Annotated in this window: 20 protein-coding genes; 9 read left to right on the forward strand and 11 right to left on the reverse strand. The window is 69.5% G+C overall.

Going from position 1 to position 21,237, the window contains the following annotated elements; all coding sequences use genetic code 11:
- Nucleotides 1–73: 73 nt before the first annotated feature.
- The 3 genes from AB0H88_RS20825 to AB0H88_RS20835 all read left to right on the forward strand — a co-directional run bounded on the left by AB0H88_RS20825 (nucleotide 74) and on the right by AB0H88_RS20835 (nucleotide 2,627).
- Entirely contained in the window at nucleotides 74–574 is a 501-nt protein-coding gene (locus AB0H88_RS20825) for a SigE family RNA polymerase sigma factor (protein ID WP_357646721.1), read from the forward strand.
- Complete coding sequence (locus AB0H88_RS20830; RefSeq protein ID WP_357646723.1) at nucleotides 571–1,881, forward strand: hypothetical protein; 1,311 nt, start codon at nucleotides 571–573, stop codon at nucleotides 1,879–1,881. The genes AB0H88_RS20825 and AB0H88_RS20830 overlap by 4 nt, the downstream gene beginning before the upstream one ends.
- Nucleotides 1,882–2,012: 131 nt before the next feature.
- Nucleotides 2,013–2,627: a hypothetical protein gene (locus AB0H88_RS20835; protein WP_357646725.1), complete on the forward strand. Its 615-nt coding sequence runs from the start codon at nucleotides 2,013–2,015 to the stop codon at nucleotides 2,625–2,627.
- Between the two features lie 61 nt (nucleotides 2,628–2,688).
- Here AB0H88_RS20835 and AB0H88_RS20840 read toward each other — a convergent pair whose 3' ends face one another.
- Entirely contained in the window at nucleotides 2,689–3,123 is a 435-nt protein-coding gene (locus AB0H88_RS20840) for a nitroreductase family deazaflavin-dependent oxidoreductase (RefSeq protein ID WP_357646726.1), read from the reverse strand.
- A gap of 81 nt (nucleotides 3,124–3,204) precedes the next feature.
- On the opposite strand from AB0H88_RS20840, the gene AB0H88_RS20845 reads away from it, so the two are divergent.
- Nucleotides 3,205–6,345, forward strand: coding sequence for a WD40 repeat domain-containing serine/threonine protein kinase (locus AB0H88_RS20845; protein ID WP_357646728.1), 3,141 nt, complete (start codon nucleotides 3,205–3,207; stop codon nucleotides 6,343–6,345).
- A 239-nt stretch (nucleotides 6,346–6,584) separates the two neighbouring features.
- On the opposite strand, the gene AB0H88_RS20850 is transcribed toward AB0H88_RS20845, so the two are convergent.
- Entirely contained in the window at nucleotides 6,585–7,106 is a 522-nt protein-coding gene (locus AB0H88_RS20850) for a hypothetical protein (protein WP_357646730.1), read from the reverse strand.
- Nucleotides 7,107–7,251: 145 nt separating this feature from the next.
- Nucleotides 7,252–8,202, reverse strand: coding sequence for an NADP-dependent oxidoreductase (locus AB0H88_RS20855; protein ID WP_357646732.1), 951 nt, complete (start codon nucleotides 8,200–8,202; stop codon nucleotides 7,252–7,254).
- Between the two features lie 48 nt (nucleotides 8,203–8,250).
- On the opposite strand from AB0H88_RS20855, the gene AB0H88_RS20860 reads away from it, so the two are divergent.
- Nucleotides 8,251–8,874 (forward strand): TetR family transcriptional regulator, encoded by a 624-nt coding sequence (locus tag AB0H88_RS20860; protein ID WP_357646734.1) that lies wholly within the window; start codon nucleotides 8,251–8,253, stop codon nucleotides 8,872–8,874.
- Between the two features lie 42 nt (nucleotides 8,875–8,916).
- Here AB0H88_RS20860 and AB0H88_RS20865 read toward each other — a convergent pair whose 3' ends face one another.
- Both AB0H88_RS20865 and AB0H88_RS20870 read right to left on the reverse strand, forming a co-directional pair.
- Nucleotides 8,917–9,921: an LLM class flavin-dependent oxidoreductase gene (locus AB0H88_RS20865; protein ID WP_357646736.1), complete on the reverse strand. Its 1,005-nt coding sequence runs from the start codon at nucleotides 9,919–9,921 to the stop codon at nucleotides 8,917–8,919.
- Entirely contained in the window at nucleotides 9,918–10,103 is a 186-nt protein-coding gene (locus AB0H88_RS20870; protein WP_357646738.1) for a hypothetical protein, read from the reverse strand. Before AB0H88_RS20870 ends, AB0H88_RS20865 begins: the two co-directional genes overlap by 4 nt.
- A 124-nt stretch (nucleotides 10,104–10,227) precedes the next feature.
- On the opposite strand from AB0H88_RS20870, the gene AB0H88_RS20875 reads away from it, so the two are divergent.
- Together AB0H88_RS20875 and AB0H88_RS20880 are read left to right on the forward strand one after the other, a co-directional pair.
- Nucleotides 10,228–10,812, forward strand: coding sequence for a TetR family transcriptional regulator (locus tag AB0H88_RS20875; RefSeq protein ID WP_357646739.1), 585 nt, complete (start codon nucleotides 10,228–10,230; stop codon nucleotides 10,810–10,812).
- Nucleotides 10,813–10,856: 44 nt separating this feature from the next.
- Nucleotides 10,857–11,327, forward strand: a complete 471-nt coding sequence (locus tag AB0H88_RS20880; protein WP_357647317.1) for a GNAT family N-acetyltransferase — start codon at nucleotides 10,857–10,859, stop codon at nucleotides 11,325–11,327.
- A 26-nt stretch (nucleotides 11,328–11,353) separates the two neighbouring features.
- Here the strand turns inward: AB0H88_RS20880 and AB0H88_RS20885 are convergent, their stop codons facing one another.
- Nucleotides 11,354–11,938 carry a TetR family transcriptional regulator gene (locus AB0H88_RS20885; RefSeq protein ID WP_357646741.1) on the reverse strand — a complete coding sequence of 195 codons (585 nt, stop codon included), beginning with the start codon at nucleotides 11,936–11,938 and terminating at the stop codon, nucleotides 11,354–11,356.
- Nucleotides 11,939–12,063: 125 nt separating this feature from the next.
- On the opposite strand from AB0H88_RS20885, the gene AB0H88_RS20890 reads away from it, so the two are divergent.
- Nucleotides 12,064–12,999: an SDR family oxidoreductase gene (locus tag AB0H88_RS20890; protein WP_357646743.1), complete on the forward strand. Its 936-nt coding sequence runs from the start codon at nucleotides 12,064–12,066 to the stop codon at nucleotides 12,997–12,999.
- 655 nt (nucleotides 13,000–13,654) lie between these two features.
- Here the strand turns inward: AB0H88_RS20890 and AB0H88_RS20895 are convergent.
- From AB0H88_RS20895 to AB0H88_RS20915, 5 genes are all read right to left on the reverse strand, one after another.
- Entirely contained in the window at nucleotides 13,655–14,116 is a 462-nt protein-coding gene (locus AB0H88_RS20895) for a hypothetical protein (RefSeq protein WP_357646745.1), read from the reverse strand.
- A 145-nt stretch (nucleotides 14,117–14,261) separates the two neighbouring features.
- Nucleotides 14,262–15,551: a homoserine dehydrogenase gene (locus tag AB0H88_RS20900; protein WP_357646747.1), complete on the reverse strand. Its 1,290-nt coding sequence runs from the start codon at nucleotides 15,549–15,551 to the stop codon at nucleotides 14,262–14,264.
- Nucleotides 15,548–16,930, reverse strand: coding sequence for a diaminopimelate decarboxylase (lysA, locus tag AB0H88_RS20905; RefSeq protein ID WP_357646749.1), 1,383 nt, complete (start codon nucleotides 16,928–16,930; stop codon nucleotides 15,548–15,550). Before lysA ends, AB0H88_RS20900 begins: the two co-directional genes overlap by 4 nt.
- Before the next feature lie 121 nt (nucleotides 16,931–17,051).
- The gene (locus AB0H88_RS20910) at nucleotides 17,052–17,654 is read right to left on the reverse strand and encodes an anticodon-binding protein (protein WP_357646751.1); all 603 of its coding nucleotides are present in this window, start codon (nucleotides 17,652–17,654) and stop codon (nucleotides 17,052–17,054) included.
- 16 nt (nucleotides 17,655–17,670) lie between these two features.
- The gene (locus AB0H88_RS20915; RefSeq protein WP_357646752.1) at nucleotides 17,671–19,518 is read right to left on the reverse strand and encodes a hypothetical protein; all 1,848 of its coding nucleotides are present in this window, start codon (nucleotides 19,516–19,518) and stop codon (nucleotides 17,671–17,673) included.
- Between the two features lie 70 nt (nucleotides 19,519–19,588).
- Here AB0H88_RS20915 and AB0H88_RS20920 point away from each other — a divergent pair, with 70 nt between their 5' ends.
- A complete protein-coding gene (locus AB0H88_RS20920) occupies nucleotides 19,589–21,223 on the forward strand; it encodes an asparagine synthetase B family protein (RefSeq protein WP_357646754.1) in 1,635 nt (544 codons plus the stop codon).
- Nucleotides 21,224–21,237: the final 14 nt, after the last annotated feature.

A 21,237-nucleotide genomic window follows, 5' to 3' on the forward strand; every position in this document is an offset into this window, starting at 1 on the left:
AAAAACATTCGCCAGCGATGCAACATCTTCGTCCCTTCGGCCGTCTGGAACCTGACTACCGAAGGGACTACAAGTGGATGACGACCCCGGCTTCGACGACTTCGTGGCAGAGCAGACGGACGCGCTGCTCCGCTACGGATACGTCCTGACCGGAAACCCTCATGACGCCGCCGACCTGGTCCAAGAAGCTCTGGTACGGCTGTGTGGCGCCTGGCCGAGAGTGAGACGCAAGGACAGCCCGCACAGCTACGTCCGAACCACGATGGCACGGTTACACATCAGCGTCTGGCGGCGGCACAGGCGTGAACACCTCACCGGAGAGCCGCCGGAGCGGGTTCACCACGAAGGCTTCCCGCCCGACGAGGAACAGGGTCTCTGGGAAGAGCTGGCCGCGCTGCCCCGCAGGCAGCGTGCCGTGCTGGTGCTGCGCTACTACGAACAGCTCAGCGACGCCGAGATCGCCAAGGTGCTCGGCATCTCTCCCGGAACCGTGCGCAGCCAGGCCTTCCGGGGCCTGGACAAGCTGCGTTTCTCCCTCTCCTCCTCACCGGCGACCCACAGGAGCATGCGATGACCGATCTGGAAGACAAGCTGAGCCGCGTCCTCTCTGGGGCGGCTCATCGTGCGCCGCAGGCGCCGGCCGGGCTGGTCGCGACGGTCAAGACGCGCCATCGCCGGCGGCGGGCCCGGACCGCCGCCGTACGCGCGGCCGCGGCCGTGGTCCTGGTGGCAGGTGGGGTGGGCACGGCGGTGAGCGCCCTGGGCGCGTCAGCTGAGCCGCACCCCGCGGTCAGCGCGACCGGCGAGGCCAAGCCGTCGGCGGACAAGATTCCGCCGCCCATCGAGAAGGTGTGGCCGCAGGCCGTACACAAGATCCCGGCCAAGCTGCCCGACGGCCGCGCGTATTACCCGCAGCTACTCCTCGACGAGCACACGCTGCTGGTCATGACGGGCGTCGGTGACGGAAAGCGTCAGTTCCTGTGGAGCTACGACCTGGGCACCGGCCGGCCCAGGCAGATCGCTGAGATCCCCCCGACCAAGGGATCGGCGATCTTCGCCGACGGCGTCGCCGCCGGTGGCGGCAACATCGTCTGGTGGGCGTCCTACAAGGAGGCAGGCAGCCCGCGGGTCGCCCGGATCTGGACGGTGCCGGCCGCCGGCGGCCGACCTCGGCCGGTGACCGACGTCCCCCTCGGAAACGTCATGAAGCAGGGGCACATCAACGGGCTGGCAGTGACGGGCTCGGACGTGGTCTTCGCCTACGAGAAGGGCGGGGTTTACCGGGTGCCACTGAGCGGGGGCTCGCCGCAGCCGGTGAAGGGCGCCGAGCGACACCACATCCTGCAATGGCCGTGGGTGGGCATCCACCGCGGAAAAGCGATCTTCCGCGAGTTGCTCAACGTCGAGACCGGTGAGCGGCGCGACGCCGTGGTCAAGGCCGACGAGGAGGTCAGGTGCGGCGTCGACCGGTGCGCGGGCGTGGCAGTGCGATACAAGACCGTCAAGGTCGAACGCCCTCGCGACCGCTCCGGCAAGGAGATCAAGTGCGGCACTCGCCGGTGCCCGGACACGGTGCAGACCCGGACCATCCTGCGTAGTTTCGTCCGCGACCGCGACGGCTCCCAGGAGCACGAACTGCCGAGCAACTTCCAGTCAGGCGACGATGCCGGCCTGGAGCGCTTCTTCAAGGTCGACTTGCCGAGATCGGGAGACCAGGGCGTCCTGACGCTGTATGACGCCGACACCGGCAGGTCCGCCGATCTCGGCATACGGCCGGATGCGAGAGGAACCATGGCGATCCCCGACGGCGGCCTCGACCGGTTGATGACCTACCCGATCAAGAACGAGATGTACGTCCTGGACCTGGCCGCGATCAAGTAGGTTGAGCCGGACAAGGTTCGCGAGGCCCGAACTCTGGGCTGAGCACCCGATTACTGGGTCAGTCACGGGCCGCCAGAGGCTTGAAGAATTTCTAGTGCGCCAGGAGTGCAGTCCGGTGTTTCATGAATCAGATGACCGACGAACCGCTGGAACGACTCCGCGTCGCCGTCCGACGCACCCGTGAACTGACCCTGAACCGGGCGGAAACTGGCCTGGGCCACGAGGAGGCCGACGACAGCGTCGGCACGTTCGGCACCGACAATGCCCTCGGGTTCGATCCGTTCCCTCTGCTCGAAGCCCTCCACCGTAGCGGCGTCCGGGTCGTAGTGATCGGGCAAGTCGCTGGCATCATGCATGGATCCACCGAACTGACCGGCGATCTGGACCTGCTTTGGGACGGTGCCCCGGCCCATGCCCCGGCCCTGGCTGCCGCCTTCACCTCCGTCAACGCCCAACTTACCGGCGAAACGAGCAGACCCTTAGCAAATCACCCCAGTTCCTTTCTCTCCCCCAAGGTACAGTTCACATCGCCCGGAGCCAGCGGTGACTGCTGCACCCCGGCGCTTCCCTGGGGAAACCTTCAGGTCCGGGAGTGCCTCGACCGCGCAGGCACCACAGTCGACCCCGGCGGCCTGGAAGTTCACTATGTCTCCCGAGAAGACCTGATCCAGATGCGTCGCGCCCTAGGCCGGCCCAAGGACCTCCGTCGGGCAGACGAACTGGACTCGTTCGCCTCGGAGCGCTGAGGTTGACGGCTAAGGATGCGTCGTTGAGTTTCACCGGTATCGGCGGCAGTACGTGCCGTGATCAGCGCTCCAGGATGACCAAGGGGATCTCTCGCTCGGCCTTGCTCTGGTAATCGTCATAGAGCGGGAAGAGCGACGCCATGATCCGCCACAACGACGCCCTCTCGGCACCGGTGGCGATACGGGCTCGCGCACCGAACACGTCCGCGAGCACCTGCACCGTCACCTCGGGATCGGCGACCAGGTTGAGATACCACGCCGGATGGCTGCCGGACCCGCCGTTGGAGGCCACCAGCAGGTAACGGTCGCCGTCCTGGCCGTAGATCAAGGCCGTGCGGCGCAGCTTGCCGGACTTCCGGCCGCGCGTGCTGAGCAGCAGGGTCGGCCATTGCTGGTACATGTGGCCGTCCCGGCCGTCCGTCTCCACGTATCGGCGGATGTGATCGGCCACCCAGTCGGTCGGACTGTCGAGCACTTCTTCGCTGTGTTCCGTCATAGCGAACAGGCTCCTCCCTGAACTGGGGTTTAAGTCAAGTGGCTGCGCAACCATCTGGTCGGACCGGTAGTCCAACCGGGCATGGGAAGCACGTTGATCGACGGGGACCCGCAGCGGCTCGGCGAATACTGGCTGGCCGCCCGGATCGGGGCGGGCGGGCAGGGCGTCGTCTACGAGGCCTACGATCCGGCGGGCGCCAGGGTCGCGGTCAAGGTGCTGCACGGTGACCCGGCCAACCAGGACGAGCTGCGCGGTCGCATGGCCAAGGAGGCGGTCGCGACGCAGCGGGTGGCCTCGTTCTGTACGGCCAGGGTGCTCGGCGTCCATCTCGACGGGTCCAGGCCGTACATCGTCAGCGAGTACGTCGAAGGCCCGAGCCTGCGCAAGGCCGGGCGCGTGTTCCGGGGCGACGACCTGCACCGGCTGGCCACGGCGATCGCCACCGCGCTGACCGCCATCCATGACGCGGGCGTCGTACACCGTGACCTCAAGCCCGACAACGTGCTGCTCGGCCCCGACGGGCCCCGGGTGATCGACTTCGGGGTGGCCCGCACGCTGGAGATGTCGCTCACCGCCTCGGGAGTGGTGGCGGGCACGCCCAATTACATGGCGCCGGAGGTGTTCTCGGGACAGCGGGCGGGGCCGGCCGCGGACGTGTTCGCGTGGGGCGCGGTCATCCTCTTCGCCGCCACGGGTGAGGATCCGTTCACCGCCGAGGCCCTGGGCGCGGTCATGCACCGGGTGCTCTCCCACGAACCCGACCTGACCGTGCTGCCCGACTCGCTGCGCCACCTGGTGCGCGCCGCGCTGGCCAAGGAACCGGCCGGCCGCCCCACCGCGCGCGAACTGCTGCTCGGCCTGGTCAACGGCGACGGCATCCTCGACACCCCGCGGCTGCTGGCCCTGGGCGCCGGCGACGGCGAGCGGATCGGGATCACCGGTGACGGCCGGCGGGGTGGGACGGCCGCCGACGACCCCGCGCTCGGCGTCATCGCCGAGGACGCCTACGCCGCGCTCTCCCCGGCCGACAAGGAGCTGGTCCCCGAGCTGTTCCTGCGGCTGGTCACGGTGACGGCCAAGGACGAGCTGGAGCTGCGCGAACTACGCAGGTCCGAGCTCCCCGACGACATCGAGCGGGTGCTGGACGCGTTCACGTACCTGGTCTCGAAGGGGGATCCGGTACGGCTGCTGCGTCCCGCCCTCCCCCTGGCCTGGCCCCGGCTGCGTGCCTGGATCGCCACGAACCGGGACGGCCTGGTCATGCATCGCCAGATCTGGACGGCCGCCGAACGCTGGCAGGAGCACGGGCGCCGGGACGCCGACCTGTTCCACGGCAGCTCGCTCGACGACGCGCTGCGCTGGGCCGCGGCCGAGCGCCGGAACATCACTCTCACTCCCAGCGAACGGGACTTCCTCTCGGCGGCCGCCGCGCTCACCAGGCGCCGATCCCGCAGGACCAGATTCCTGTCCATATGCCTGGCCGTGCTCCTGGCACTGGCCCTGGTGGCGGGAGGTATGGCCGTACAGCAGAGCGTCATGCTCGCCGAGCAGCGCGACACGGCCGAGTCCGCACGGCTGGCCGGAGTGGCCGACACGGTGAGAGGTACGAACCCTGTGCTGGGCATGCTGCTCAGCGCCACGGCCGGGCGCCTGTCCCCCACGGCCGAGGCCCGGTCGAGCCTGTTCGCCTCGGTCGCCGACCAGGGCGGCGCCGCCTTTCGCGACCCGGACACCGGCCCCGACGTGGTACGCGCCCTCACCGCCGACGGCCGGTCACTGATCAGCGTCAGCTCCGACGAGGTCAGGGTGTGGGACGTGTCGTCCGGCAGGCGGACAGGCGGCTTCACCGGACTCGGTCTGGCCGACGCGCCCCTGCGCCGGGCCGCGGTCAGCGAGGACGGGCGGCTGCTGGCCGTCGGCGACAGCAAGAGCGTCAGGCTCTGGGACCTGGCCACCGGCAAGCAGATGGGCCTGCACATGCCCGCCTCCGAGATGGGCGACCTGGAGCTCGGCTTCAGCGGCGGCCTCCTCATCATCGACTGGGGGCAGGGGAAGACCGTCTACAACCCGCGTACCGGAAAGACGACCATGCTGCCCGCGCTCGCCAGGGCCGCGATCCACCCGGGCGGCGACTACGCCGTGGCCGGAAGCCGGCGCTGGGCGCTCCCCTCAGGCAAGGAACAGCCCGGATTTCCCGGTATCTGCTCCGACTGTCTCCCCTTCTCGGCGTTCAGCCGCGACGGACGGCTACTCGCCGTCGGCGGCAACAACGGCCTCACCGTCTTCGACACCGATTCTCGCAAGGAGATCACCTCGATCTCGGACTGGGAGAGCACGGCGGTGCCGGTGTTCAGCCCGGACGGCAAGGTACTCGCGGCGATCGGCTCGACGATCAGGCTCTACAAGCTGAACGCCGACGAGCCGCTGATGCTCAAACGCGCCATAGTGGACCCGGTGTCCGCGGTCGCCTTCGGCTCGACCGGGCTGCGCTACCTGAGTGAGGACACGGTCGTCTCGCTCCGGCCGTACTTCGCCGGGGAAGACACCCTCGACGAGATCCAGTTCAGCGCCGACGGCAAGCTCCTCGCCACCCACGCGCTGGACTCCACCAAGATCACGCTGAACGGCAGGGACTTCGAGGCAGGGGCGTTCCAGAACTACGACGCCGGCCTCTCCTTCAGCCGGGACGGCGGGCGGCTGGCGATCAAACGCAGCGACGACGTCACGGTCTGGGACACCGCCACCCGGCGCGAGCTGGCGAAGGTCCCGACCTCCGCCGGTTCGGACGGTGCGCTGCCGGCCCCGGCCGGGCTCTGGACGGCCGAGGAGAAGACCTTCACGCTCTGGCAGGTCCCCGGCGGCCGGCGCCTCAAGCAGGTGGCCAGGCCACGCCTGCTCGGCTGGACGGTCGCCGCCGACGGACGTCTCATCGGCCTGGACGCGAGCCTGCTGCGCCTGGTCGACCTCGAGTCCGGCCGACCGTTCGGACCGAGGCTCCTGTTCTCCGGCACGGCGGAGAAGATCTGGTTCAGCGCCGATCTGAAGCTGGTCGCGGCGGACTCCACCGAACTGCTGGCCATGGGCCGGGCGGGCCGTCTGACCCGGCTGCCCATGGCGATGGAACCCCTGATGAAGGCAGTGTGCGCGCGGGCCGGACGAGCACTGACCGAGGCCGAATGGACCCACTACCTGCCCGACCAGCCGTTTAGAAGAGTCTGCTAAAAGGCGAATTCGCCGTTTCGCCAGCCCTTGCCGAAGGCGGCCCAGACTCAACCACTGACCACCCACGGCTCCAGGTCGGGACGCTCGGTGTTCCGCATCGCGACCCGCCCGCCGCTCAGTGGGGCGACCTCGATGCAGCGTGTGGCCGGCGGTGCTGGCGCACTTCGCGCACAATGCCGCCTTTGCCCTGTTGCTGGAGCACCGGACGATCACCTCTACCTGCTCGGCGAAGGACGGGGCTAGTACCTGACGCAGTCCTGCGTGGCCAGAACCAGGCTCAGGCCGGAGACCTTGTCGTCCGACACATAGAACATGTAGAACGCCTTCTTGTTGCCCGGCACGGTGGCGCTCGGATACCCACCCGGACCACGCCGCAGACCGGGGTAGGCGGCCTTCAGCTGCGCCTTGCTGGAGCCGAGTCTGATGCCCTGAGGTGTCTTCAGGCCAGGCGGCGCGACGATCATGGCCACGCCGCGCTTCTTGGAGATGTACATCCCCACCCGGTACTCCCCATACGGGTTCTCCTTGAGGTCCCAGCCCGTGCATCTGGCGGAGTCCCCGACCGCTTTGTGGACGATCCGCCCGGTCGCCCTGGCCTTGGAGGCGGTCATGCCGAGCTTCAGATCGCCGTACCCGTACGGCCCCAGTGTCGCCTTCCGAGCGGCGAGCGCCGGGGACGCGACGGCAACCGGCACGACGCTTCCCGCCAGGGCCGCCACCAACACAGAACGGCCGATCCGCCGCGCGATTGTCCGCTTCACCAGGTTCCTCCTCGATCTTTGACTTGATCACCTTAGTGATAGTTCGGATCGGTTGTGGACTATTTGCGATTGCGGGTGGCGGCCCCGGCCCGTTGAGCAGCAGCGGGCCCGTGACCGGTTGTCGTGAACGGCCACGGGCGGCCGATCAGTTCACCAGCACGATCTTTCCTCGGGCATGGCGGCCTTCGCTCAGTTCGTGCGCGGCCGCGGCCTCGGCGAGCGGGAAAGCCGCCGCGACCGGCACCCGCAACCGGCCCTCGCCGGCGAGCGTGACCGCGATCGCGAGGCCATGCACCGCTTGCGGGTCGGCGGCGGCTCCCACGGCCGCACCCGTCTCCTCGGCCGGCGCTCCGTGCGACATGTGTACGCCGTGGGCCGCCGCGGTGAAGTCCGCGATCGTCACCACCCGCGTCGTGTCACCGGCGATGGCGATGAGGTCTGGCAACGCCCCTCCGGCGCAGTCGAACACCGCGTCCACCCCGGCCGGTGCCAGCGCGCGGATCCGTTCGACGAGCCCCACCCCGTACGTCGTCGGCTCCGCGCCGAGGGAACGCAGGAAGTCGTGGTTGTGCTCGCTCGCCGTGCCGATGACGGTGGCGCCGCGGGCGACTGCCAACTGGACGGCGACGGTGCCCACCGCACCGGCCGCGCCCTGCACGAGCACGGTGTGCCCAGCACCGACCGCGAGCCGGTCGAGGACCCGGGTGGCCGTCTCGACGCCGCCTGCGGCGCCGCCCGCTTCCTCCCAGCTCCACGCGGCCGGTTTGGGCGCCCAGGCGGCCAGGACCGCGAAGTCGGCATTGGCGCCGCGCCCGATCGTGCTGGTCATGCCGAACACCTCGTCGCCGATGCTCACGCCCGTGACGCCGTCGCCGACCTCGTCCACCACGCCCGCGGCGTCGAAGCCGGTCCGATAGGGGAACGTCGTGGGCACCATGTCACGCAGCGCCCCGGAGCGGATGTACGTCTCCCCGGGCGAGACTCCGGAGGCCCGTACGGCGATGCGGATCTCGCTCGGTCCGGCGTGCGGCGCCTCCACCTCGGCGACGTGCACAACGCCGGGCGGGCCGTACTCAGTGAATTGAATCGCTCTCATGCGCCGAACGTAACGGAGCACCCCCTCCGTTTAGCTAAAGTGAGAGCGATGACGGCCCAAGTGGTAACGAAGCTCCGCTCGGACGCCCGCGACAACCGCGAGCGCATCCTCGCGGTCGCTCGCGCGGCCTTCGCCGCCGAGGGCCTCGACGTGCCGATCCGGGAGATCGCCCGGCGCGCCGAGGTCGGCGTCGCGACCGTCTACCGGCACTTCCAGACCAAGGAAGCGCTGCAGGCCGAGGCCTTCGCCGAGCAGATGGCTTCTTGCTCGGCGATCGTGGAGGAGGGTCTGTCCGTGGGCGACCCGTGGCGCGGGTTCAGCCTGGTGATCGAGAGGCTCATGGAGGTGCACGCCCTCGACCGAGGCTTCGCCCGCGCATTCACCTCGCGGCTTCCCCAAGCGACCGACTTCGCCGCGGACCACGCTCGCACGCTGCGCCAACTGCTCGAACTGGTGCGGCGCGCGAAGGAAGCAGGCCCCTTGCGAAAGGATTTCGTGCTGGAGGACATCAGCCTGGCGCTGATGGCGAACGAAGGCATCCGCGCCGAGTCACCCGAGATGCGAGTGGCGGCGTCGCGCCGCTTCGCGGCCCTGATGCTCCAGTCGTTCCAGGCGAACCCGGTCCCGACGCCGCTCCCGCCGCCCGTCCGGCTGCCTCTCTCCAGACGCTAGAGGTACGGCTCTCCAGAGGCACATCCACGCACGTGGCCGGGTTTACGACGCGGCCGCCCTGGCGAACGCCTCGAGTTCGCCGGGGATGTCTGGGCCCGCCGGGACGTACACGACCTCGGTCACTCCGGCGGCACCGGCCTGGTCGAACCGGACGGCGATGGAAGCGGCGTCACCCGTCCAGCCGGGTTCCAGCATCGCTGGTCCGGCGGCGGTCACCACGCCAAGGTCACGTTCGGTCAACTGGGAGAGATGGCCCTGGTGGACAATGAGGTGCCGTTGGCCCTCAGGGCGTTCGGCTTCGATCGCGGCACGCCACTCCTTGCCGCCGGGCAGGGCATCGACCGCGTTGTCGTCCGCGTTCTGCCACACGGCGTGAACGATGCTGGCATAACCGGGACCGGCGGCCTCGATGACACGTCGGCTGGTGTGATCCTCACCCGCTCGCAGCACGGTGCCGAACCTGAGCAATGCGCGCTGCGCCCATCCTGGATCGCCTTCCGCAGGGATGCTGGTCATGACCACGCCGGGCGCGTCGAGGTCGCGCGCCGCCGCGAACGCTTTTGGTCCCGAGGCTGCCATCCACAGGGGCACGTTCATGGGGCGTGGGGGGCCGAAGCCGGGCAACTGCATCATCTGGCACGGCTGACCGTCGATTTCGACGACCTCGCCGTCGAGCAACGCCCGTACCTGTCGGATATATCGGACGGTGGCCGCCATGGTGACGGGCTTCTTCCCGAGAGCGTGGCGCGCCGTGTAGCCGGTCCCGAAGGCGACGATGAGCCGATCGGGCGCCAGCTCGTGGATCGAGCCGATGGCCGACGCGGTCGCCATCGGATGGCGCAGACTCGGGACGGCCACCCCGGTGGCCAGACCGATCCGGTTGGTCCCGGACGCGATGCGGGCCAGTGCGATCCACAGATCTCCGTGCAGCGCCGGCGAGTCGAACAGCCAGACACGCTGATACCCGAGCCGCTCGGCGAGCCCGGCCTTATCGACGACGTCGGCGGTCGGCGCGAGCGCGCATGAGTAGCTGGGCCGATTCGTCATGAGGTGGTACCGGGGGCGGCGGACTCCCACAGGGCGATTGTGGCGCCGTTCGGGTCCTGGATGACGGTCGCGGGTCCAGCGGGCACGTCGGCGACCCTCCAGCCGAACAGCTCGGTGTAGAAGCGCCGCGAGCCCCCGGGGTCAGCGGTTCGGAGGTCCATGAAGACAAAGGGCTGAGTCATGATCGCTTTCGCTTCCTCTTCGTTCGCCGAAGTGGCGTCGCGCACGCGCCCAACTTAGGACGCATGTCCCAAACATTAGGACGCGTGTCCTGACAGCGCAACCGGACGGGTATGCTCCTCAGTCATGGGGTCATCGTCGGAGAGCCGGGCGAGGCAATGGTCGCCGAACCAGCGCGCCAAACAGGAACAGATCATCGAGGCGGCCAAGCAGGTCATCGCCCGTGACGGCCTGGCCGCGTGTACGGCGCGTGCGGTGGCGGACGCCAGCCCCCTGACCAAGAGCGCGATCCACTACTACTTCGACGACATGGACGAGATCATCGACGGCGCGATGGCCAGTCACATGAGCGGATGCCTCGATCGCATCGGTGAGGCGGCGAAGCAGCATGTGCACCCTCTGGATCGCTTCTGGGCCGCCGTACGAACGTACCTGGAGATCTTCGCCGAGCGGCCGAACGCGGCACTGCTGTGGTTCAGCTACTGGGTGGACGTGGGGCAGAAGGGGCGCCTTGAGCCGATCGATCGGATGCACCAGGCAATGATCGACGTCCTCCGGGACCTGCTGGCCGATATTCCGGTCGACGACCCGCCTGGGCGGGCTCACGCGCTGTTCTCTTACCTGCTCGGCACCCTCATGCAGCAGGCCGTACGTCCGCTGCCGTTCGCGGGGCTGATGCCGGAGATCGCCACCGTGTGCCGCCTGGACTGAGTCTGGGCCTTGGACAGCCGACAAACGACACGGAGAGCATTCTGATGATCACGAGCAATGGCCCGCGTCTGCGGACAGCCGACCCCGGCGATTACGATCGAATCGTTGCCGTGGTGGATGACTGGTGGGGCCGGCCGATTCGGTCGATTCTGCCGCGGCTGTTCCTCGACCACTTCCATCGCACCAGCACGGTGGCTGAGGAGGGCGGTGAACTGGTGGGGTTCCTCATCGGATTCCTGTCCCCTTCGATGCCCGACGCCGCCTACATCCACTTTGTCGGCATTGACCCGCGCCTTCGCGGTAGTGGACTTGGCCGCCGTCTCTACCAGCGGTTCTTCGAACTCGCCAGGGACGGGCAGCGTACGAGTATCCGGGCGATCACGTCTCCGCAGAACCACGCTTCGATCGCTTTCCACACCGCGATGGGCTTCACGGTCATGGGTCCCGTGCCCGACTATGACGGCCCAGAAGTCGACCGGATCGTCTTCCAGCTCCAACTCGACTCGCGACAATGACATCGTAGGCCGATGCCGCCCGCCATTCAGCGGTCGAGATCGCGGCGCCTGCCGTGACCGGTCACGACCTTCAGTTCGTCGAATGATTCTCGGATGAGTTGCGGGAAGTCTGGCTGGCCGGTGTCGATCCAGCGCTCGAACGCGACCCTGAAGACCGCGATCCCCACCTCGGCGGCCAGGCTCGCGGCCGTGTCCGCGACGCCACGCCGGCGCAACGCGTCGGCGAGCGCCGAGGCGAATGACGCGAGCTTGATCAGCTCACGCTCTCGCAGCTCCGCGTTCGCGGTGATGATGGCCTGGCGCTGCCGGGAGTGTTCGCGGCGCTCCTGAAGCCGGGCGCCGGCGCCCTCGAAGGCTGCGGCAACCGCGTCGATCGGCGCTGTGGACTCAGGGGCATCGGCGACGGAGCTCACGAGGAGCTCTTGCAGCGCGCCCCCGCCCCAGAACAGGACCTCGCGCTTGTCGGCGAAGTGCCGGAAGAACGTTCGCTCCGTGAGCCCGGCGCGGTTGGCGATCTCCGCCACCGTGGTCTGCTCGTAGCCGCGTTCGCCGTACAGCTCCATTGCCGCTTGCTCCAGCCGGCCGCGCGCGTTCGGCTCCCATCGCCCCATGCCCTCGATCGTACCGTGATGACAGCGACTGACATGCTTGCTACTGTGATGACAGCAACTGACATCAGTCGGCCGCTCAAGCACACCCTGTGCCCAAGAAGGCCGACTTACCCGGAGGTTTTCTCATGCGTGTTTTCGTCACCGGCGCGTCCGGCTGGATCGGCTCCGCCGTCGTTCCCGAGCTCATCGGCGCGGGCCATCAGGTCACCGGGCTGGCGCGCTCGGACGCTTCGGCCGCCGCCCTCACCGCGGCCGGGGCGCAGGTGCATCGCGGCACACTCGATGATCTCGACGGCCTGCGGAGCGCGGCCGCCGCGTCGGACGGCGTGATCCACCTCGCGTTCAAGCACGACCTCGCCTTCTCTGGAAACTTCCAGGGCGCCGTCGACGCGGACCGTCGCGCCGTCGAGACGATGGGCGAGGCGCTCGCGGGTTCCGATCGACCGTTCGTCCTCGCCTCCGGAATGATCGGGCTGACACCTGGGCGGGTGGCGACCGAACGGGACGGGCATGGTCCCGCATCGGAGATGGCGCATCTGGGCAGCGGTCCGCGGGCTCGTCTGGCCACCGCGCAGCTGACGCTCGCCCTCGCCTCCCGCGGCGTTCGCTCGTCGGTGCTGCGGCTCCCCCCGACAGTGCACGGCGAAGGAGACTACGGCTTCATGGCAGCCATAGTCGGCATCGCCCGCGACAAGGGCGTCTCCGGCTACATCGGCGATGGGGCCAACCGCTGGCCCGCCGTGCACCGGGTCGACGCCGCCCACCTGTTCCGCCTGGCGCTGGAGCAGGCCCCGGCGGGTTCGGCGCTGCACCCTGTCGCCGACGAGGGCGTGCCGATCCGCGCGATCGCCGAAGTGATCGGCCGGCATCTCGGCATCCCGGTGGCCGCCATCTCGCCGGAGAGCGCGGGCGAGCACTTCACCTGGCTGGCCGGTTTCCTCGCGGCCGACAGTCCGGCCTCGAGCACGCTGACCCGCGAGCTACTGGGATGGCAGCCGACCCACCCCGGACTCATCGACGACCTCGACAAGGGGCACTACTTCCACCATTCATCCGCTTGATCAGCTGCGGCACTCTGGACGAGTAAGTCCTACGTCGTCGCGCCCAGCCTGCCATCGGACGCGCTCAGGCCAAAGGTCCGCCTGTGTTCAGGAGGACGGAGCCCTCCCGAACACAGGACGCCCGAGCGCAGCGAGGACCATGTGCGGTTCAGCGCCGACGGCCGTCTGCTCTCCACGCACGCACTGGGCTCAACCACGATCACGCCGAACGGCAGGCACTGCGACCCGCAACTATCGCATGACGATCAGAGCTGTAGGTTGCGTGACGGCCCACTCGACGCAACAGCTCTCACCGATCCCACCTACGCGTCGGTGTCCTTAGGATGCCGAGTGGAGGCGTAGACGAGGTAGACAGAACGCCGTTCTTCGTCAACCAAGTAGCGCACTCGCCCGCCTGAGGTGACCTCATCCTCCCACTGTGGATGATCCCGGTCGCCGAACGTGCCAGTTGACAGCCGCCCACGAAGCCGATGCTGCCGGTCAGGATCCTTCTGTGACAACGGATCGTTCCGTAGCGCGTCGAAACAGCGACGCGTGTTGCCGGGGGCCTGCGAGCACAAGTCTCCCCACCCCTTGGCGGCATCGTTTGTGGCGAACCGCACCCGCCATTCGGCACCCACCGGGGGTGGTGCCACGTCATCTCCGCGCTTTGGGCTCACGGTGCGAATACCTCGCCGTGGTCCTCATCGGGCAGCGGCCGGGCCGCCTGCGCCGCCAGGGCGGGATCGGCAAGGATTCGGGCGGTCGCCCGCCATTCAGCCGTCATTCGATGCAATGTGGCATGCACGTCGAGATCGACGACATCGCGAGTGGCGTCGACGATGTCACGGACGAATTCCTGACGCTCGTCATGCGAAAGATGGCGGACCCACGGGAAGACCACCGGTAGCGAACGTTCGACCGCCCGAGCCCCCTCATCGCTGGCGACCAGTGCGGCAAGCAGACGTGACACGACATCGGCCGTCTCCTCGCGCTCCCGATCGTGCCGCGCGGTGGTGATGTACAGGTCTTCGCCGTCGCGGCGCTTGACATGCAACCGGTGCACTCGGTCGAGCGCGTCGGCGACTCGTTTGGAGTGCTTCGAGAGGTCGGAGAAAGGCACGGTCGGAGTGGCCATACCGCAAATCTACTTCGGAACAAATTCCGAAGTCAACGGAGCCGGTTACCTGCCGAGGTGATCCCAGCCGACTGCTGTCGGACGCGCTCAGGCCAAAGGTCCGCCCCTCAGAGCGCGAAGCGCCCAAAGGGGAGGACCATGCCTGTCAGAGGTCGCCCTCGACCCGCATCACGCTGGCCACGGCCCGGACGATGTCGAGGTCCCGTAGGCCCTCCATGGTGGCCGTCAGCGCCGCGTCCGTTGCCCGGTGGGTCACGATGACGAGTTGGGCGTCGTCGCCGTGGCCCTCCTGGCGTACCGTCTGGATGGATACGTCGTGTTTGGCGAACAGGTCCGCCACCCGGGCCAGCACGCCTGGCTTGTCCGCCACGTCCAGTGCCACGTGGCAGCGCGTGACGGTCTCCCCCATGGGGTGCACGGGCAGGTCGGCGTAGGTCGACTCCGAGGGGCCGCGCGTGCCCGCCAGGCGGTTGCGGGCCACCGCCACCAGGTCGCCGAGCACGGCCGAGGCCGTCGGTGCGCCGCCCGCGCCCTTGCCGTAGAACATGAGCTGTCCCGCCGACGCCGCCTCCACGAAGACCGCGTTGTACGCCTCTCCCACCCCGGCCAGCGGGTGTGTCCGGGGGATCATCGCCGGGTGTACGCGGACGCCGATCGAGCGGCCGTCGTCGGAGCGGGCGCAGATGGCCAGCAGTTTGATGACGTAGCCCATGGCCTTGGCCGAGGCCACGTCGGTGGCGGTGATCTCGGTGATGCCCTCGCGGTGCACCTCTTCCGCCGTCACCCGGCTGTGGAAGGCCAGGCCGGCCAGGATCGCGGCCTTGGCGGCGGCGTCGAAGCCCTCGATGTCGGCCGTGGGGTCGGCTTCGGCGTAGCCGAGCGTCTGGGCCTCCTCCAGGGCGTCGGTGAACGAGGCGCCCGTGGAGTCCATCTTGTCGAGGATGTAGTTGGTGGTGCCGTTGACGATGCCGAGGACCTGTTCGACGTGGTCGCCGGCCAGTGATTCGCGCAGCGGGCGCAGCAGCGGGATGGCTCCGGCCACGCTGGCCTCGAAGTAGAGGTCGCCGCCGCCCGCGCGGGCGGCCTCGTGCAGGGTGGCGCCGTCCTCGGCGAGCAGGGCCTTGTTGGCGGTGACGACCGACTTGCCGCTGGACAGGGCGGACACGATCAGCGAGCGGGCGGGCTCGATGCCGCCGATGACCTCGATCACGATGTCGACGTCGTCGCGGGTGACCAGCGAGTCGGCGTCGGTGGTCAGGAGCTCGGGGGCCACCTCGACGTCGCGCTTGCGGCCCAGCCGGCGTACGGCCACACCGGCCAGCTCCAGCGGCGCCCCGATGCGGGCGGCCAGGTCGTCACCCTGCTCGTGGATCAGCCGGATGACCTGCGAGCCCACCACCCCGCAGCCCAGCAGGGCCACTTTCAGCGGTTTCACAACTGCCCCCTCAACAGGTCGTCCTCGGTCTCGCCCCGCACGATGACGCGCGCCTCGCCGCCGGTGACGGACACCACGGCGGGCTTGGGCAGGTAGTTGTAGTTGCTGGCCAGCGACCGGCAGTAGGCCCCGGTGGCCGCCACGGCGATCAGGTCACCCGGCGCGAGGTCGGCGGGCAGGAAGCAGTCACGCACGATGATGTCGCCGCTCTCGCAGTGCTTGCCGACCAGGCGGCTGAGCATGGGCTCGGCGGAGCTCTCGCGACTGGCCAGCACGGCGGTGTATTCGGCTCCGTACAGCGCGGTGCGCACGTTGTCGCTCATGCCGCCGTCGACGCTGACGTACGTGCGCAGCCCCTCGACGTCCTTGACGGTCCCGACCTCGTAGAGCGTGATCCCGCCGGGCCCGACGATGGTGCGGCCGGGCTCCACGGTCAGCCTCGGCACCGGCAGCCCGGCGTCGGTGCAGACCTTGCTGACGATCTCGCGCAGGCCGTCGGCGATCTCCTTGATGTCGGGGGCCTCGTCACCCTCGACGTAGGCGATGCCGTAGCCGCCGCCCAGGTCGAGCTCGGGCAGCACCACGTCGTGCTCGTCCTTGATCTGCACGAGCAGCGTGGCCAGGCGGCGCGCCGCCACCTCGAACCCGGCCGTGTCGACGATCTGCGAGCCGATGTGCGAGTGGAGCCCGACGAGCTCCAGCGCGGGCAGCGCGAGGATGCGGCGTACGGCCTCGGCGGCGGCTCCGGTGTTGAGCGACAGGCCGAACTTCTGGTCGTCGTGCGCGGTGGCGATGAACTCGTGCGTGTGCGCCTCGACCCCGGTCGTCACCCGGATCATGACCTTGGGCCGCGTGCCGTGCTTCTCGGAGAGGAACCCGAGCCGGGCGATCTCCTCGTAGGAGTCGACGACGATGTGCCCGACGCCCGCCTCCAGCGCCCTGGACAGCTCGGCGGCCGACTTGTTGTTGCCGTGCAGCGTGATGCGCGCGGCCGGGAAGCCGACGCTGAGCGCCACCGCCAGCTCGCCACCGCTGGCCACGTCGAGGCCGAGGCCCTCGTCATGGAGCCAGCGGACGATCTCCTTGCACAGGAACGCCTTGCCGGCGTAGTGGACCTCGGAGCCCGCGAAGGCCGTGGCGTAGTCGCGCATGCGCGAGCGCACGTCGTCCTCGTCGAACACGAAGAGGGGCGTGCCGTGGTCGCGGGCCAGATCGCGGACGTCCACGCCGCCGATCGTGAGCGCGCCATCGGTCCGGCTCGACGTTCGCGGCCAGATCGAGGGATTGATCCGGTTGAGGTCGGCGGGCGCCAGCGGCGGGCGCTCGTGGGGCAGCATCTCTGCGTGCCGGTCCCCGGCGGGATGGACGAATCGACTCACCCGAACGAGGCTATCGGAACCGTCGAACCGCCCGGACCCGCTGCCCACGTATCGAGACGCGATCAAGCTCCAAGAGGGATATTTTTACGATTTTTCGCCCTTTGGCCGGATATTTTGCCAATCACAGACGCTCCGGTCCCGGCAACACCTTGAGCACCGCCGCCGCCAGCCGGACGCGCGCCGTGTGCACCGGTGCGGGCGCATCGTCTCCCACGGGTACGGCAGGGGCCAGCTCATGGGCGTCGTGGTACGCCGTCGCCAGCCGTACCAGATAGGGCTCCCACCCCGGAGACCTGCTCAGCCGCCGCCCCGGCAGCTCGGCCAGCACCCGCAGCACGGCGCGGTCACGCGGATCGGCGAGCAGCTCCGGCCGGAACGGCCCGGCCGGGACGCCCAGGTCGCGCGCCCACCGCTGGACGGCCGCCGCCCGCGCGTGGCCGTAGCGCACGACGAAGCCCGGGTTCGCCCACGTGCGGGGGAAGTCCGGCCAGGGGTCCTCCGGTAGGTCGAGCGGCTCCACAGAGTCCACCAGTGTCCCTGGTACGTCGACGACGATCCGCAGAAACCCGTTGTCCAGCACCTCGCCGGAGACGCGCGCCGCCAGTGAGGCAGGGGGCAGGCCGCGACGGAGCGCGGCGGCCGAGACGTAGACCGCCTCCCGCTCCCACGTCCCCTCCGGCACCGGCGGCTCCCCCAGCACCTCGGCGAGCTGCTCCGGCGTCACAGGACGGCTCTGGACGCTAGATGAGCGCGTGCGGCTCGGCGGAGCCGTACTCGACCAGTTGGGCGGCCCCCAGCAGCCACCGGTCCTCCTCGCGTACTCGCACATAGCCGAACCGGTCGGCCGAGAACACCTTGATCCCGTCCGTCCGGCACTGCCGCATCAGTACCTCGTCCCACCCGTCCGTGAGGTCGGCGAAGCCGAGTTCGCGCAGCGTGTTGCGACGGGCCAGCAGCGTGGCGCCGGCGACCTCCGGCAGGTAGGAGTATTCGGCGTCCGGCTGCTTGAGCAGCGTCGCCTGCGGCTTGCGGAGGTGGGCGTAGAAGGCGGCCTTGCCGACGATGTCGGCCGTGCTGAACAGGAACGCCCTGCGCAGGTCGGTCAGATAGTGGGCGCCGTAGACGTCGCGCGGGTCCATCACCGCGACCAGGTCGGCCTCGCACAGGTCGAGGCCGTGGTTGAGCATGGCGCCCGTGCTGGCGGCCGGGTCGAGGTCGCGGAAGACCACGTCGACGCCCGGCAGGGCCTCGCGGACGCGCTGCTCGGCCCCGCGCCAGGCGAACACCACCGCCTGGGTGACCCCCGACTGCCTGGCCACCTGGGCCAGCGCGTGTTCCAGCAGCGCCGAGTCGGGCACCGGCAGCAGCACTGAGACGTTGAGCGTGGCGCGTACGGCGGGCAGGCCGATGGCCTCCAGCAGCTCGTCGGTCCGCTCGGACATCGTGCCGGTGGCGTGGGCGCGGCGCAGGGCCGCGTGCGCGCGGCGCGCGTCGGGCTCGGTGCCGATCGAGGTGTTGCAGGCCGCGAGCTCGGCCAGCACCCACTGCGGGGTGCCGGGCGGGCAGTCGACGGCGGCGGGCCAGCGGTAGGAGGTCAGCACGTCGGGGTAGGTCAGGTGCGCGGGTAGCAGCTGGTCGAGTGTGAGCACCCGGTCGATGCGGCCGCCCGAAAGCGGGATCGGGTTGTGCACCCGTGGCTGCACCCCGAAGTGCAGGCGCGGCCAGCCCACGGTGAGGTCGTTGGTGAAGCGATGCTCGAACAGCTCGGCGGCGGCCATATAGGGGGTCACGTCACCCTGCGTGTGCCAGAACACCGTGCGGATGCCCCGCTCGGCGCACCAGGCCAGCAGCGCCTTGAGCCCCTCGCCGGGCTCGCCGGTGATCTCCTCGGCCCACGGACCCTGGGTGACCGACTCGACCACGAGCAGGTGCGGCACCTCCAGCGGCAGCACCCTGGCGAAGTCGCGCGGCGTGAAGCCGGTGGTCTGCCGCCACTCGTAGCGCAGCAACGCCTCGGTGTGCGGGTCGGCGATCACCGCGGCGGTGATGTGCGGGCGGGTGTTGGGCCCGGTGGGCACGCGGAACGGCTTGAGCTTGAACGAGGCGCCGTTGAGCGTACGCGTGGAGGTGGTGGCCTGGTAGGCGGCGCCCGGCCGCTCGTCCTTGCCCTGAGCCGCGGCGGCGACCGGCTTGCGCTTGGGCGCGGTGGGTCGTTTGACCGGTTTGGCGGCGCCCTTGAGACCTCTGGCCAGACGGACCGGGTTGCTCTTGCCGGTCCTGATCGCATCGCCCAGCCGGTTCCAGCGGGCCACCTTGATCGAGGTGAGCTTCCAGTTGGCCACCTCGGCTTGGAAGCGCTGCTCGGCCAGCTCCTTGCGGAGCTTCTCCGCGGCGGCGCGCTCGCTCTCCAGCCGTTCCTCCGCGTCGGTGAGCCGCTCGGCGAGCGCCTTGGCCTCAGCGGCGTGGTGCTCGGCCTCCACGAGCCGCGCCTGGGCCGCGTCCAGCAGCCTGGCCAGCTCGGCCGCGTGCTCGGCCTGGGCGATCGCCTCACGCAGCGCTCGCCTAGTGCTCTCCAGCTCAGTGCTCACCGAGACCTCCGATTCCTAGCCCGGCAAAGGATACTCTTTTGCGGGAAGCAGCTCGAAGGGATGAGATCCGGTGCAGTTCAACGTGCGGCCCTATGTCTGCGGCGGTCTCGGCCGGATCGACACCGTCATACTCGGCAAGCTCGCCGCCGCGGGGCCTCGGGTCAGGCCGGCGCTCCAGACGGCCGAGGCGGCGCTGTACAGCTCGACGCCGCTGCCGCCCTATCACCGCGCCGGGAGCTCCTTCGCGTTCTCCTGGGGTGAGCGCAGGCCCTCGGCTCTCGACGGCTGGATGTCCATCGCCGAGACCTACGAGGTGCCGGGGCTGATCGGCGACGGCCCGCGGATCACGCTGCACGCGGGCGCGCTCGGGCTGGTCGACGTCTATTACGTACGCCATGGCGACGCGATCTACTTCTCGTCCCTGATCCAGCCGTTGCTGTCGCTGGTCCCGATCGAGATCGACTGGTCGGCCTGGGCCTCGATCATCCAGGTGACCTTCCCGCTCGGCGAGGCGACGCCCTACCAGCGGATCAAGCGGCTGCCGGGCTCGAGCGCGCTGGTGTTCGACGGCGAGCGGCTGGCCACGGAGCGCGGGCTGCCGCGCTGGCTGCGCCGCGAGCCGTACGAGAGGTGGACCAGCGCCCACGAGATCGTCGAACTGCTGCACGAGGTCTACAAGGACTACGACGGCCGCAAGCTGCTGGTGCCGGTCAGCGGCGGCTACGACTCGCGGCTGCTGGCCAGCGTGGCACGGGCGCGCGGCTTCGACGTGGAGTCCTGGACGACCAGCCCCGACGAGGGCACCGACACCGACATCGCCTTCGCCCGCTCCATCACCCGCGAGCTGGGCATCTCGCACCGGGTGATCACCCAGTCCGCCGACGACTACCCCGGTGACGCGTGCGAGGTGGCGCGCCGGCTCGAATACCTGACGCCGCACCACGCCTGGTACGCCCCGTTCGCCAAGGAGGTGCAGCGGGCGGGCCGGGTGCTGGTCGACGGCCTGGCCGGCGGCCCGCTGCTGAAGAACTTCATGGTGAGCGTCGCCGCGCTGGAGGCCACCTCGCAGGCCGAGCGGTCGGCCGCGGTGCTGAAGTCGCTCACCCTCGGTGCCCCGTCACAGCCGTTCCTGTCGGCGGCGGCCGAGGCCTGGATGGAGGAGGCGGTGCGCGAGCAGTTCGGCGCGGCGACCTCCATGCTGCACGGGCACCGGGCCGAGCTGCCGCTGTCGGTGCTGCACACCCGCACCGTGCGGGGCATCGCCCGCTCGGCGGTCAACCTGGTCGGGCCCGAGGCGTCGTTCGCGGCGCCGTTCATCCACCCCGACTTCTTCGACGCCGCGTTGTCGGTAGGGGTGGCCCGGAAAGACAAGGGCCGCTTCTATCGCGAGGTGCTGCACGCCGCCAACCCGCGGGTGGCGGCCCTGCCGTCCACGAACGTGGTCAAGCAGCCGCTGCTACGGGTCCCGCTGCGCTCCACGGCCGCTCCCGCGCGGGCGTACGCGCACCGCATGCTGGAGACGGTCGCCGCGAGGGTGCCCGAAATGCTGTCGGATGAGCTGCACATGGTCATCGCGGGCGGCCCCGACGCGCTGACCCGGTTCAGCGGGTGGAACGACCGGTTCTGGGTGCGGGGGCTGGTGCTTTTCGGGCTCTGGCTGAGCGATTTCGAAAATGATCTCGGTGATGTATCGTCCCCTTTCTGATGAACTCTCGGTAA

The sequence above is a fragment of the Nonomuraea sp. NPDC050680 genome (assembly GCF_040654555.1).
GTDB lineage: Bacteria > Actinomycetota > Actinomycetes > Streptosporangiales > Streptosporangiaceae > Nonomuraea.